At 50.8% G+C, this 13,505-nt stretch carries 14 protein-coding genes and 1 riboswitch; of the genes, 7 read left to right on the plus strand and 7 right to left on the minus strand.

Annotated features, from left to right (window positions below; all coding sequences use genetic code 11):
• Window positions 1-160 (plus strand): IS3 family transposase (locus tag ADU23_RS34200; protein ID WP_157266109.1); only part of this gene is annotated, 160 nt, incomplete at its 5' end.
• Window positions 161-231: 71 nt separating this feature from the next.
• Here the strand turns inward: ADU23_RS34200 and ADU23_RS08170 are convergent.
• The 5 genes from ADU23_RS08170 to ADU23_RS08190 all read right to left on the minus strand — a co-directional run bounded on the left by ADU23_RS08170 (window position 232) and on the right by ADU23_RS08190 (window position 3,949).
• Entirely contained in the window at window positions 232-915 is a 684-nt protein-coding gene (locus ADU23_RS08170; protein WP_053373284.1) for a hypothetical protein, read from the minus strand.
• A complete protein-coding gene (locus tag ADU23_RS08175) occupies window positions 912-2,087 on the minus strand; it encodes a hypothetical protein (protein ID WP_053373285.1) in 1,176 nt (391 codons plus the stop codon). Before ADU23_RS08175 ends, ADU23_RS08170 begins: the two co-directional genes overlap by 4 nt.
• A gap of 35 nt (window positions 2,088-2,122) precedes the next feature.
• The gene (locus ADU23_RS08180) at window positions 2,123-2,677 is read right to left on the minus strand and encodes a zf-HC2 domain-containing protein (RefSeq protein ID WP_053373286.1); all 555 of its coding nucleotides are present in this window, start codon (window positions 2,675-2,677) and stop codon (window positions 2,123-2,125) included.
• Window positions 2,674-3,255 carry an RNA polymerase sigma factor gene (locus ADU23_RS08185; protein ID WP_231637339.1) on the minus strand — a complete coding sequence of 194 codons (582 nt, stop codon included), beginning with the start codon at window positions 3,253-3,255 and terminating at the stop codon, window positions 2,674-2,676. The genes ADU23_RS08180 and ADU23_RS08185 overlap by 4 nt, the downstream gene beginning before the upstream one ends.
• A gap of 169 nt (window positions 3,256-3,424) precedes the next feature.
• Window positions 3,425-3,949 (minus strand): YwhD family protein, encoded by a 525-nt coding sequence (locus tag ADU23_RS08190; RefSeq protein WP_053373287.1) that lies wholly within the window; start codon window positions 3,947-3,949, stop codon window positions 3,425-3,427.
• A gap of 106 nt (window positions 3,950-4,055) precedes the next feature.
• On the opposite strand from ADU23_RS08190, the gene ADU23_RS08195 reads away from it, so the two are divergent.
• From ADU23_RS08195 to ADU23_RS08215, 5 genes are all read left to right on the plus strand, one after another.
• Complete coding sequence (locus ADU23_RS08195; protein ID WP_053373288.1) at window positions 4,056-6,071, plus strand: M1 family metallopeptidase; 2,016 nt, start codon at window positions 4,056-4,058, stop codon at window positions 6,069-6,071.
• A 27-nt stretch (window positions 6,072-6,098) separates the two neighbouring features.
• On the plus strand, window positions 6,099-6,914 hold the full coding sequence (locus ADU23_RS08200) for a hypothetical protein (RefSeq protein WP_053373289.1): 816 nt from the start codon (window positions 6,099-6,101) through the stop codon (window positions 6,912-6,914).
• Window positions 6,915-7,046: 132 nt separating this feature from the next.
• A complete protein-coding gene (locus ADU23_RS08205) occupies window positions 7,047-7,631 on the plus strand; it encodes a hypothetical protein (protein ID WP_053373290.1) in 585 nt (194 codons plus the stop codon).
• 387 nt (window positions 7,632-8,018) lie between these two features.
• Window positions 8,019-8,171, plus strand: a riboswitch (cyclic di-AMP (ydaO/yuaA leader).
• Between the two features lie 3 nt (window positions 8,172-8,174).
• Window positions 8,175-8,651 carry a C40 family peptidase gene (locus ADU23_RS08210; RefSeq protein ID WP_053373291.1) on the plus strand — a complete coding sequence of 159 codons (477 nt, stop codon included), beginning with the start codon at window positions 8,175-8,177 and terminating at the stop codon, window positions 8,649-8,651.
• Between the two features lie 135 nt (window positions 8,652-8,786).
• Window positions 8,787-10,133, plus strand: a complete 1,347-nt coding sequence (locus tag ADU23_RS08215; protein ID WP_053373292.1) for a cryptochrome/photolyase family protein — start codon at window positions 8,787-8,789, stop codon at window positions 10,131-10,133.
• Between the two features lie 140 nt (window positions 10,134-10,273).
• Here ADU23_RS08215 and ADU23_RS08220 read toward each other — a convergent pair whose 3' ends face one another.
• Complete coding sequence (locus tag ADU23_RS08220; RefSeq protein ID WP_053373293.1) at window positions 10,274-11,506, minus strand: MFS transporter; 1,233 nt, start codon at window positions 11,504-11,506, stop codon at window positions 10,274-10,276.
• Between the two features lie 112 nt (window positions 11,507-11,618).
• Here ADU23_RS08220 and ADU23_RS08225 point away from each other — a divergent pair, with 112 nt between their 5' ends.
• A complete protein-coding gene (locus ADU23_RS08225) occupies window positions 11,619-12,143 on the plus strand; it encodes a GNAT family N-acetyltransferase (protein ID WP_053373294.1) in 525 nt (174 codons plus the stop codon).
• On the opposite strand, the gene ADU23_RS08230 is transcribed toward ADU23_RS08225, so the two are convergent.
• Window positions 12,140-13,381, minus strand: a complete 1,242-nt coding sequence (locus ADU23_RS08230) for an EAL domain-containing protein (protein ID WP_053373295.1) — start codon at window positions 13,379-13,381, stop codon at window positions 12,140-12,142. The genes ADU23_RS08225 and ADU23_RS08230 overlap by 4 nt on opposite strands.
• Window positions 13,382-13,505 lie beyond the last annotated feature (124 nt).

Raw genomic sequence — 13,505 nt, forward strand, 5'->3', positions numbered from 1 at the left:
GGGAACTCTAAAATGTGAGAAGTATTATTTACACACGTACGAAACCTTTGCGGACCTTAAGAGAGACATCGAAGCCTACATCTATTTTTACAATAACGAACGATTACAAGCAAAATTAAACGGCCTCAGTCCTATGGAATTCAGGAGTAAGGCCGCTTAACTGTTTTTATTATTTGTACTGTCTACTTGACGGGGTGCTGTTCAGGTTCAGGCTGCTCTTTATTCGTATGGTTACCGTTCCCGCTGCACAAGCTCGACGCCTTTGGGCACGATCAGCGTCAGCTCCGGGTTAATCGTGTCAGAGGCGAAGCCGCCTTCCCGGCGATCAATAGACCCGATCATTACATACATGGTTTTGCCAACGATATTGGTTTGCAGCATGTTGTCATCCAAACGCTCAAGCTTATCGGGAGACCAGTAACGCACCTGTCCAAACAGCTTCACCTCACGCGTATCGGTCTCTCCAAGCTCAATATTGCCAAGCGAATGCACGACGATCTTATTAATCTCCACAGGTACGGTTACCGCTTTCACATCAACAAAAACCGATCGCTGCGTCATTTTCAATTCCCTCTGCAGCTCATCGAACAAGCCTGACGACATCAGCAAGGAGAGCCCAAGGCTTGCTACTCCGATCACCCCAACAAAAAAGACGCTCATCCAGTCATAACGCACGATTGCCCGCTCACTGCTGGAAAATTTCAGATAGAGCAGCAGCTCCGCTCCCAGCATAATAAAAACAATCGGCGCAACCCACATCAGCATTTCATAGGTTTCGATGTCCTGCCACAGGGAGACCGCCAGCGCAGTGCCCATGAGCATCAACGTCACGCCCATCGACAACGAGCCTACGCGCCAAGTACGGATGCCAGCTGGCGCTTGAACCGCGTGTTCGGTTAGGTTAGCCGTGCTCACCGCGACTCCTCCTCTCGCTTGCTCAAAGACGTAGGAATTGCAGGCGGAGCGCCTTTGCCTGCATGAGTCGGTTTGTTGCTTCCAAATGCTAGACGCTGGCCGATTATAATCATGATGAACGCAACGACAGCCGTCGGAACCATATATTTGAGCTGCTTGTAATGCGAGTACATCTCCGCTGAAATGCGGTAAGTTACCTCTAAAGCTACACGATCAAACAAATAGTACACGCCGAAGCCTAGCAGCGCAATGCCGAACCAGCGCTGATAAGGCACAAGCTGCGTCAGCACCGGCTCATCGACGAGCGTCTGGCGCTCGTAGCGCGACGTCTGCTGCAGCGCATCAAAGAACGCAAAGCACCAGAACAGCGGAAGAAGGAAGAAGAAAAGCGACAAGCGCATATTGTCCATAATATAAATGGCGATGAGGAAGCCGCCCATGAGCTGAAGCCCCCGCTTCTGCAAGCCCAAATAGAGATGGCCGGCGCCTGGAAAAATCGACAAGGCAATAGCCAGCACCTTGCTTTTGCGGCCGGAGGAGATATACGATTCCATATCCTCGAATATCGCTCGGTCAACAAGAATTTCCCCGCGCTGCTTGGCATGCAGCTTGCCGATCGCGTCAAACATGCTGTATACCCATATAACGGGCAGCGCCAGCAAGAAAACAAGCAGCTCGCTTCTATGCGTGATCATGCTCAAGAAGACGATAATCGCAAACCAGCCAATGAACGAGATCATAAACGTAATGCCGCGCTGCATAAGCCCGATGTTCATATGTCCAAGACCCGGAATAAAGGAGAGTATAATCGTGCGCGTCTTCTCACGCTGATATTCCAGATCCACCTGCACATAACCAGCAACATGCTCGGCATAAGGATCATAGGGAGGGGTATGGTGGCTTGGCTGGCCGCCCAGCGGTCCTCTTCCGAGAAGTAGAGTGAAGATCATATCAATCATATTAATGATCCCGCTCAAAATCGCTACAAACACCAGGAAAAAACCAAACCCGTCATCTATGCCTGAGTTTGTAATCGCCATTAGAAGAAGCAAGCCTATAGGACCGAAGAACGCTCCTCCATACAATACGGCGCGTATCGGACGGCCAATATAGCCATGCCCTACGCCGGGTATAAACGAAAGTAAAAACGCCGTTAAGGGGCTTTTTCTCATTGCTGATTCCTTCCTTTCCTTATTATCATTTCAACTTATTTATAACGGGTCGCTTGCAGTCCATCCAGCCATAAGCCCGTCTGATCGACGATTTTGTCCGACCAGGACTCCGTTTGCTTATCCCTTGAGCCAGGCTGCTTCGGCGGTTGGACTGGCTGATCATCCATATTTACATTCAAATTGACGTCCAGCTGCGCCAGCTTCTGAGAGAAGGAGGCAAAGGTGCCGCTAGCGAGCAGCAGCAGCGTAATCGAAGCCGCAATCGTATAATGCGTCGCCGGGTGCTGAAGCCAGTGATGAAGTCGACGTGGCTTCCGCTTCTCCTCGCCCGTCTTAGGCGATTGTTCCGTCTGATCGCTATGAAGCAATTGCTCGTTTACCAACTGCGCCACCACGCGCTGCTCCATTAGCTCCATATCCGGCGGCGAAAGAATTGCTTCATTCTCGGTTGATTCCATGATAGCTATAAATAGCTGCAAGCAAGAATCGCAAGCAGTCAGATGCTGCTCCACCTGCATCCGCTCATCCTCTTGCAGGGCGTCATGTACATAGCAAAACATTTGATCCGGCGATATATGCTCCATCCTCATTCGAAATCCTCCTTCCGCCAATGGCGCCTCATCCAGCTTCTTGCCCGGTAAAGCCTCGACTCTACGCTTTTGAGCTCCAGTCCAGTCTCCGCCGCAATTTGTTCATAGGACTTGTCTTCCATATAATAAGCGGTTACGACCTCACGATAATTGTCCGGCATTTCCTCCACCCGATCGCGAACCTGCTGCCGATCCTCTTGCTCGATAGCGAGCTGCTCGGCAGCCGGCGCCGAAGCTGCGTCCTCTTGCAGCTTGTCCGACATCTCTTCGCTATCAATCAGCTCTTCCGGCCTGCGAGCTTTGCTTCGTCTGAAATCAATCGCTCGATTGACGGCAATGCGGGTAATCCATGTCTTGAGCCCATCCAATCGACAGCTAGGAAGGGAGCGATAAATTTGCAGCAGCACTTCCTGCGTTACATCCTCCGCGTCATGCGGTGAATGAAGCACTGCGAAGACCGTTCTATATATATAAGGACCATATGCCTGCACGAAAGGGCCATAATGCTCGGGCCCGCCCTTTTGTACCGTTCTGATCCAATCCTCGTCTTGAATGTCGCTCCCCTCCTTCCAAACCAATAGACGTTAGGCACTCGCCCATACCCTGCACATGCTGCCAAAAAACTTTTATTTATTTCTAGATTGCCTTTAACAACGCGGAAAAACCTCACGGTTCGCAAGAGTAGCTTTACGAACGATGAGGTTCTCATCCATTTTTTGCCTATGCAAATGCCGTCAAGGCCCGCCGTTATACGTTCAAATCTTGCTTAAGCTCTTCCGGAGAACGGTCCCACCACTCCAGGTTATGCTCTACAAGCAGCTTGCGAAGCGCCGCTTTCTCGACACCGCCAAGCTCGCCCAAATTATATTTCCGTTTAAGCGCTTGATCCAGCTTGTTTACGTGATCAGGCAAGATCTTCCACCCGCGGCGTGCCTCGGAGTCGATCAGCATCTCACATGCCGTCGCGCCCGCATAATAAGAGCCTTCCTCATTGCGGTCGACCGCCACCCATACGATCCAGCACTGGCGTCCGTTCGGCGTATCCTCTTTATTCGGCGTAAACTTAATGCCGCGTTCTACTTTGCTCTTCGCATGCATGGCGCCAACATCGATATAAGCGACGCCATCGTCAATAATTACGCAAGCTACCGCGCTCAAATCGATCGTGCCTGCTCCAAAACCTTTATGTTTTTTGCTGCTCACTACGTTGAGCGACAGTGATTTCTTTTCCTTCTTTTCCGGTTCGACCGGTTGCCCTTGTTCTTCCGTCATACGGATTCACACCTTCCCCAATACAATAATTCCATTTTAGCTAATAATCCTTGAAAAGCAAACATATACATGCTGTAGATGCTTGTCAACGGGAGGGAAACGTTCAATGACTCCACGCTATTTCAAACAAATTTTATTCGTAATACTCGCAGCTGTGCTGCTCGGCTTGTCTGTGCAGCAAGGCTTCGGGACTGCTTGGCAATCCCAATATACTTATGCTTTCGCCCCCGCCGCCATAGCCAAGCAAGCACAAGCCCCTGTTCAAAATTCGGCCAAGCCGCCGCTTGTACAGGAGCCAAATACGGTCATGACACCTAAACCGGAAGCGCTTAGCAAACGTGTCGTTGAGTACCATATCAACGTTCATTTGCTTGATGATGCAAAAGGTTTAAATGGCGACCAGACGGTTACCTGGACCAATCCCGGCAAAAAAACAGTGTCCGAGCTCTATTTCAATCTTTACCCGAACGCCTTCAACTCAGACAAATCTACGTTTATGAAGGAATCCGGCGGCAAGCTGCGCCAGGACAAAGCAACCACGAACAGCCAAGGCTATATGAAGCTGCTTACGCTAGAAACGCTTAACGGCGAGAGCCTCCTGCCGCGTCTGCAATACGTACAGCCCGACGACGGCAACGCGAACGATTTTACCCTCGCCAAAATACGTCTGCCGGAGCCGGTTGCCCCGGGCAAATCCGTTACGCTGCGCATGGGGTATGAGGTGAAGCTGCCAGAGGTATTCGCAAGGATGGGCTACTCCGGCAATTTTGTAATGGCGGGGCAATGGTTCCCGAAAATCGCCGTTTACGAAACAGCCGGCACAAGAGGGCGAACAGCCGAAGGCTGGAACGTCCATCAGTACCATGGAAACTCTGAATTTTACAGCGACTTTGGCATATACAGCGTCCGGATTAAAGTGCCTGAAGCGTACACGGTTGCGGCAACCGGCTTCCAGACGAAGGCCATTGAGATCAAGGACCAGATGAAAATCTACCAATTTTATGCCGATGACGTTCATGACTTTGCTTGGTCGGCGTCGCCGGACTTCGTCTATGAGGAAACCGCCTACTCCGATACGGGCATTCCCGGTGTTCGGATTAAGCTTTATCTCGATCCATCCCATGCCGCCCTGAAGGATCGCTACATGCATGCCGCCAAATCCGCACTCGCAAGCTACGCCAAATGGTATGGGGAATACCCTTACAGCACGCTGTCGATCGTCGTGCCTCCAAAAGGGGCAAATGGCGCCGGCGGCATGGAGTATCCTACGCTCGTGACCGCATTTTCAGCCGAGAGCGAAAATCCCGGCTACGATCTGGAGCGAACGGTCGTGCACGAGATTGGTCACCAATATTGGTACGGCATGGTGGCCTCCAATGAATTTGAGGAGGCTTGGCTGGACGAGGGCTTTACATCCTACGCCGAGGACAAGGTGATGGAGACCGCGTACGGCGTGGAAGCGAACCTGCCCGTTGAGTCCAGCTATATGACCAACCCCGCGCCGCTCAAACAGCCGTCCTGGGCATACGGCAGCCATACGCAATACGCCGAGAACGTATATATGAGAGCGAAGCTCGTACTTATCGGCATCGAGAACCAAGTGGGCTCCAGAACGATGCAAAAGATTTTAAGGACCTATTTTCAAAAATACAAGTTCAAGCACCCCTCCTCAGCGGATTTCCAGCGTGTGGTTGAGTCGGTGACAAAGACGAAATGGCATGATTATTTCAGCCAATATGTATATGACAACCAGATGGCCGATTTCTCGGTTGAATCGATTCACGTCCGTCCGGTTAAGCAAGATGGCGCCAACATGTACGAGTCTGTCGTGCTCGTCAAAAAGAACGGCGGCAGCAATGGCGAGATCAAGGTCGTTTTGCAGTTCACAGACGGCACCAAAATCGTGAAGCTTTGGAATGCCGAGGAGTCCCACATCCAATACACGCAGCTGCATTCCGCGCCGCTCAAATGGGCGATGGTCGATCCGGGTCACAGCAACGTTCTCGACAACAAACTCATCAACAACTATATGCAGGCTCAGCTGCCGGAGGATAAGCGCACGAGGTGGAGCATTGGCGTCGTCAAACTGCTCGAAGGGCTGCTCGGGTCGCTAAGCTGGTAAGTAATTGCGTTCAAGGAGCGATTAACGATGAAGATACATGTGAAGCAAGGCTGGCAACTCGCGGTTAAGCACTTCTATCTCGTTATTTTATTATTCTTATATCAGCTGCTGTGGGGGTTTTTCCTCTACCGCTTCATTGATTCGGTCGTAACGCCGCTGCTGCGGCGATATCCGAGCGCCTATCCCTCTGAGGCCGCTGCCCATCTCTTCCTGACTGAAGCCCAGTTCCAGCTGTTCAAAACCGATCTGATTACTCCGTACGTATGGACGCTTGGCAGCCTTATGCTCCTGAGAATGCTGCTTACACCCTTGTTCAACGCCGGATTGTTCTACTCGATGAATCAGACAAGATTGGCCGGAGGAACGCGGTTTCTAGAAGGCATTCGCAAAAACTGGAAGCCCGTTGTCCTGCTCTACTGGATAGAAAGCGTCTTATCGCTGGCTCCTGCATGGTGGCTGCTCCCGCGCGGTCTCGATGCGCTGCTGCAGAGCAGCTCCATTCCAGACCTGCTTGGAACGGTGCTTCCTGGCGCCGGGCTATGGCTGCTGTGGGGTACGGTGCTGCATCTGCTGTTTCTAGCCATGCAAATCGGCGCCACATCAGGCGAAGGCGTCTTCCGGTCCTTATGGAAGGCTCTCCGCAACTTCCTCTCCTACGCAGCCATCTCACTCATCATGTGGGGAATTGGAGCCGCCGCCGGGCTTGTGGTTACCAGCATATCGATGGTATGGGCAGGCTTGTTCGCCTTGATCCTTCACCAAGGCTATTACCTTATCAAAACACTAATGAAGGTATGGACCATAGCGGCGCAGTACGATTATCTGCAGACGAAACAAACCTAACGTGAAGAAGCCTTCGCATCCACAAGCCGTTGTGGATGCGAAGGCTTTTTTATTTCGAAATAGACCGCAACTAAATCATGGTATTTCTGTATATATAAATGAAAGTAAATGAACAATGGGGGATACACATAAATGATGCGTAAAAAACTGATTTTATTGTCCATGGTATTGCTCTTATCGGGCGGTTCATTGGTTGCAGCCGACAAATTGTTTCAAAAAGTAACGCTGCTTTTTAATAATAAGCAAACCATAGAAGACGGTTTATTAGTTGATGATAAGGTGTATATCAATATTCGCGCGCTAAGCGATTCCCTGCAGGCTTTTACGCAGTGGAAGGGCAGCGAGAAGAAGCTGGTTATCCAGAAGCCTAACGTACATATGTTTTTGATGAATGAGAAGCGCACGATGTTCGGACAGGTGGACAAAGGGACGGTTCAGAAATTTTTGGTGCAAGCTCAAATCGATAATTTAAACGTTGCCATCTCTGAATTCAAGGTCACTATCGTTGATCCGAATGATAAAGAAACAACCATTGACGGCCGAAGCCAGTCCGATGATGATTTCAAGGAATTCGTCGAAAAGGATACGTTCTGGTTCAGCTCGAAGCTTGTCTCCTATGACTTTAAATTCGCAGGCAAATACAAGCTGCGGTTCTGGATGGAGCAAAAGAACGAGGACGCACAGCTGATCTCCGAAAAAATCATTACCGCAAAATAATAGCACGTCCTTATATAGAAGGAGTCGTCTTTCAAGATTGCACATCTTGGAGGACGGCTCCTATTTTTCTTTTCGCAAATCGTAATTTGCCTACATGAGAGTTTTTTAATATTCGTTCGCAAAATACTGCTGCACCGCCGTTTTTTTGCCCTTTCACTAGTCTAAAAGCCATGATACCAAGGGGACAAATCGGTATATTTTACGCGCCATCCACATAATTAATGAAATTGAGTCCTTGCATTTAGTTAAAAAGAACTACTAATGAGCGTTTATATTACACAAAAAACGGTTAAACGAATCAAATAGTCAAAAGGTTACATGAGAATTATTAGAAATAGTCAGTAAAGGCAGGAGATCAATGAAAATAATCGAATAATTCTCAAGAGCAATAAAAAACGGCCTAATTTCCTATTGGAAAACGGGGGAACCACTCTGGGTGAATTGATTCCGACGTCTGACATTTTGTCAGCGCCTGAGGAGTCATAGGGAGCCTTCAACCGAACCCCACAGCTAACCTCGTCGGCATTGGAAGGAGTTTCACAATTGAAAAAGGTTACCGCATTACTACTGGGTCTCGTTCTCGTACTCGCTTTCCAGGCTGGGAGCGCTTTCGCAGACTCAAAACTAAACGGCTTCATCAATGATCTTATTGGTACTCCGTACAAAAGCGGCGGAACGTCGTCGAAAGGCTTTGATTGCTCCGGCTTTACGAGCTATGTGTTCGAAAAAATGGGCATCGAGCTTCCACGCACATCCGGTTCGCAAGCAAAAGCGGGAGAAAAGGTTGCTAAAGAGGACCTTATTCCGGGAGACCTTGTATTCTTCGACACTGTCGGCGGAAACAACAGCACGGTATCCCACGTTGGCATTTACATAGGAGATGGCAAGTTCGCGCATTCGTCTTCTAGCAGAGGCGTTGTGACAGACAAACTTAACTCCTCTTATTATGAAAATCGTTTTGTAACTGCACGTCGTGTCATGGATGCGGATTCTTTCCAGGCATATGCCGACGGACAATAGAGTAACCTAATCCCTCTCGTTTTCGAGAGTTGCAGGGTAGGCTCATTCAGCAAAGCCGCAGTTGTTTGTCCTCAAGCGACAAATGACCTGCGGCTTTGCTGTTATTCCGCCGCAATAGGAAAGGAGCAGTCTCATATGTATTTGTTTATTCATCGCAAGGATTTGCGCACGGAAGATTTGCGCGCATTTGATTATTTGAGCAAAAAAGACACGCAGGGCATTCATTTGCTAATCATAGATCCTGTTTTAACGGACGGCGGCAGGCTAAGCAGCCACAGCGGCCGTAATTTCATGGCGCAAGCCGCCTCCCTGCTCCACAGCTATTCAAAAGCGGGGAAGGAGCTGCATGTGCTGCATGGCGATCCCGCTCTGATTACCGAAGCGCTCCTAGAAGCGCATCCGATAGATGAGGTCATCGTCCATGCCGACTATACGCCATACTCCCGGCAGCGAGATGAACGGCTTCAGCGGACTGTCCGCGGCTTAGACCGCCGCTGGATGCCGATTGCTGACGCACCGCTTGCCGATTTGGAAGCATTTCCTTCGTTTGCTCGGCGTTTAGAAGAACCTTACAAGGTATTTACGCCCTTCTATCGCATGTGGAGCAGCTATATGCTTCAGCACTACAGCCCGATGGGCGAGACGACGATTGAGGAGCTCTCGACCTTAAGTGAAATAAACAGCGTGGTCGCTCAGCAATTCGCGCTGCCGGAATCCATTTCCCATGCGCTTGGCGGCACCAAGGTTGAAGGCTCGCAGAAATCATCGGCCAAGCTGGACCGATTTATACGCGAGCGCCTTGCCTCCTATGCAGATAGCCGTGACCTTTACGCTGAGGAACATACAAGCAGGCTCGCTCGCTTCTTGAACACCGGCGCCATCTCAGCACGGCAGTCGTACGAGCTGACGCAGGGCCTGCCCGGCGCCGAGGCATGGATCCGCCAGCTTGCATGGCGTGATTTCTACTTGTACCAAGCCATGTACCACGAAGATTTTTTCCGTTACGAGCAGTTGGTGGATTTGTCCCCGTTGTCGGATGCCCATCTGGAAGCTTGGTCTACGGCTGCCACCGGCATCCCGATCATCGACGCAGCCATGACGCAGCTGAACCGCACGGGAGAGCTGCCCAATCGGCTTCGAATGGTGACAGCTATGTTTTTAACGAAAAACCTGCTGTGCCCGTTCACGCTCGGGGAGCAGTACTTCCGTCTTCACTTAAGCGATTATGACAATACGCTTAACCGCGGGGGCTGGCTGTGGTGCTCTTCGCTCGGCTATGATGCAGCGCCTTACTTCCGCATCATGAATCCCGAGACGCAGTCGCGCACCCATGATCCCAGCGGCAGCTATATCCGGCGCTGGCTCCCTCACCTCGCCCATCTATCGGACAAGGAGATCCATCAGCCGCAAAGCGGCGCTATCGTGGATCTAAAAGCGTCGCGCGCGCGGGCCATTGAAGTGTACAAGACTATCCTCAAATAGCTGGCGCTTGATCTATCCGATTCAGGTTCCGTTAGGAATGCGGCTAAGCCTTCCTTTTTCTGTATGTAACAATAAATAAACCTCCACCGCCGCTTTGAAACAGCGAACGTGGAGGCTTTTTTATATTTTTAAAGGATAAATTAACGAACTGCGCGCTGCGCCTCTCTTCTTCCCAGTACGAGCATTGCCGTGAGCAGAAGCAGCATCAACAAAACCAGAATGCTTATATACCAAAGCGTGGACTGGACGTTAAACTGATCCATAAACCAGCCCGTCACTCTCGGAAAAATAGCCCCGCCAAGCCCGCCGCATGCGACCAGCAAGCTTGTTGTCCGCTCGGTCATTCCCGGAATGAGCTCATTGGCATACACAAGCGCGATGCCGAAGATGCCGGAGAAGAACAGGCCGCTTAGCGCGACTAAAGCCAGCATCCAGCTGAGCTGTCCCATGATCGCCATAAACACAAAAACAACCGATGCTCCCAGCGTAGCGATAAGCAGATAACGCGAGTATCCCATACGATCGGCCAGCACGCCCGCAAATAGGCGGCCAAGCACCATCGTTCCCCAGAACAGGCTGAGCGCGGCGGCTGCACTGGATTCTCCTACATCTGAGCGGACGACTAGAATCGATGGCAAATAGTTGGAGAAGCTCATCTCCATCCCGACATAAATCATAAAAAACAACGCTGATAACAGCAGAAACGGAAGCGCTTTGCGCGGATAACCAAAAAAAGCAGATGATTCTGAAGCCGCAGCAACCGAATTTGCAGCATCGTTCGTATCCCCTGCCGCAGGCGTCGTTCGCGGGTTATAGGCTAGCTGATCATCCAGCTCTCCGAACGACATGGTCAGCCACAGAACAAATGTGATGCCCGCCATCGCAGCTAATATAGGGAAGGAAATCTGCCATACATGCTGCTGAATCAAGTAAGCGGCCGCCATCGGAATCAACAGCGCACCGACGCCAAAAAAGGTTTCCAGCCGGCTCATGGCAGAGGCTTTGCCGTTCTTAGCCAGGTCGATGATCATCGCACCCACTACAGCCTCCGTCATACCGAAGCCAACGCCTGCAAACGGAGCAATCGCGAGCATCCACCCCCAAGGAAGCAAGAGGCTGTAAGCCGCCTCGCTAAGGGTCAATATACCGATTGCGAGCAGTACAGCGCCCCTTTTCCCGATTCTGGTCGTGATGGACGGCGCGAGCAGCACACCGACCAGAAATCCAAGAAATTGATTCATGATCCATTGCCCGCCGTCTTTATAGGTTAAGCCATAATGAGCGATGAGCTGTTCCAAAATAGTCCCGCCCACGACATGGGCAACGCCAATAATTAAGTAGGACAAGCAGCCAAGCCAAAGTAACTTCTTCATGCTTATGGTTCTCCTTATATACGCACGTTCAAGCTGCGTCGATCTGCTATAATAAATTTGTTTCATTCATTCTTATCTTTAAGCGAATTTCTCGATCGGAGGCGACAACCCTATGACGAATAAACAAAGCTCCATTCATTATAAACGAGATCCACTTGAAATGACCATACGCCCGCTCGAAACGAATCACGCCGAAGAGATATGCAGCTGGATTTATGAAGCGCCATACGATATTTATAATTGGCCATCCTGGGAGCAAATGAAAAAAGACGGAATCGAATTTGGCGATCCCGTCCTTCGTACAGCGCAATATGCGGCAGTTCTCAACAGTCAGCAGAAGCTGATTGGTTTTGCTCAGTTCTTCCCTCTAACAGGGGTTACGCGGCTTGGGCTCGGCCTGCGGCCCGACCTCTGCGGCCATGGCCTTGGGCCGGGCTTCACGAGACTGATCGTCTCAGAAGCACGGCGGCGCGCTCCGCAAAATGAAATTGACCTAGAGGTGCTTGCTTGGAACACCCGCGCAGCAAGAGCTTACGAACGCGCCGGCTTCCGCATTACGGATACTTATTCACGTTCGACGCCTACAGGCTTTGCGGAATGCCATTGCATGGTGCTGGGCGAGCCTATAGACGACTAAAGCTTCTGGGCTCCCCGCTCCGTATCCTTCAAATCCATAAATAAAATAAGTCCGGGCGCAACGAGCACCGAAACGGTTCGAATCCAAGCATGAGAATCCAGATCTGTATACGCGCGGGACACGATCGCACGACGTTTCTCGTTCAGCTGAACGAGATTAGGAACAAAGTAAGGCCGCCAGCTCCAATTCGCGCCGCGGTACTGCTCCTCCCGCCGCCAACCCTTGTCCGGATCGCGGTAATAATTGGAGGACAGCTGAATTCCGTCCTCATTGCACAAATAAACACGAATGCAATGGTCATAAAGCTCATGCAAAAGCAGCTCGATCCATTCATCCTTCTGTTCGGGCACATTTGCATTATTCACAAGCTCAACCAGCTGCTCCGCGAGCTGCTCGGACTTTCGCAGCCAATATCGCTCGGCCCCTACGTAATGCAGCAAATGCTGCTCAAGCTCCGCTTCAATAATTGTCGCAAAGCATGCAGGCTCGCGGAACTCCGGCTCTGCTCTTGCGAACATAAAGCCCTGCACATATCGAGCGCCGGCCTGAATCGATCGAGCCAAATCCTCGCGTGTCTCTACTCCTTCGACGAGCAGCGACGCCCCGATTTGCTCCGCCAGATCGGAGAAGGAGCGCAGTACGCCAAAATAACCGTCATGCGTCGCGCTCTTCTTGATCATATGGATGTCGATCTTGAGCAGATTAGGCTGAATATGCGCAATGCGGTCGGTGCTGCTGAAGCCGCTGCCTACATCATCGATTGCGATTAAGCAGCCTCGCGCGCGGTAGATATCCACAACCTCACGCAGCCTCTCCATCGAGCCGTGAAAGCTTTCCTCGGTGATTTCGATTACAATGCGCTTCGGATCAATGCCGTATTTATCAAGCAGCGAAAGCGTATAAAGCTCGCCCTTCTCCTCATAGCGATAAATCCAAGACGGCTTCAAATTAATGAACAGCATCGGCTGTTCGTCCATCGCCGAAAGCTTAACGAATGCCTGCTCGCGCAGCAGCCGGTCCACAACGATATGGTCGTCTTCCGGCACCTGCTCATCGCAGAAAAAAGGCCCGAGGCTGCGTACGGAATCGCCCATAACTGCAACTGCGCGGCCCAGCACCTCATAACCTATAATTCGCCTTGTATCCATCGCTATAATGGGCTGATAGAAAGCGGCAAGCGTTTCACCGTTCAAGCAAAGCGCTTCCGGAAGCTGCAACGAAGATGGGCACTCACTCATAGCGGTCTCCTCTATGTCAACTATACGTTAAATTATCTGTCATACACTGAATAATATTGTAATGTAATCGACATAAATTGTAAAGATCCGACAGCGACTCTGCCCACCAAGCGGTAAAGTGTCG

Origin of the sequence: Paenibacillus sp. FJAT-27812 (assembly GCF_001273905.1) — a bacterium.
GTDB lineage: Bacteria > Bacillota > Bacilli > Paenibacillales > Paenibacillaceae > Pristimantibacillus.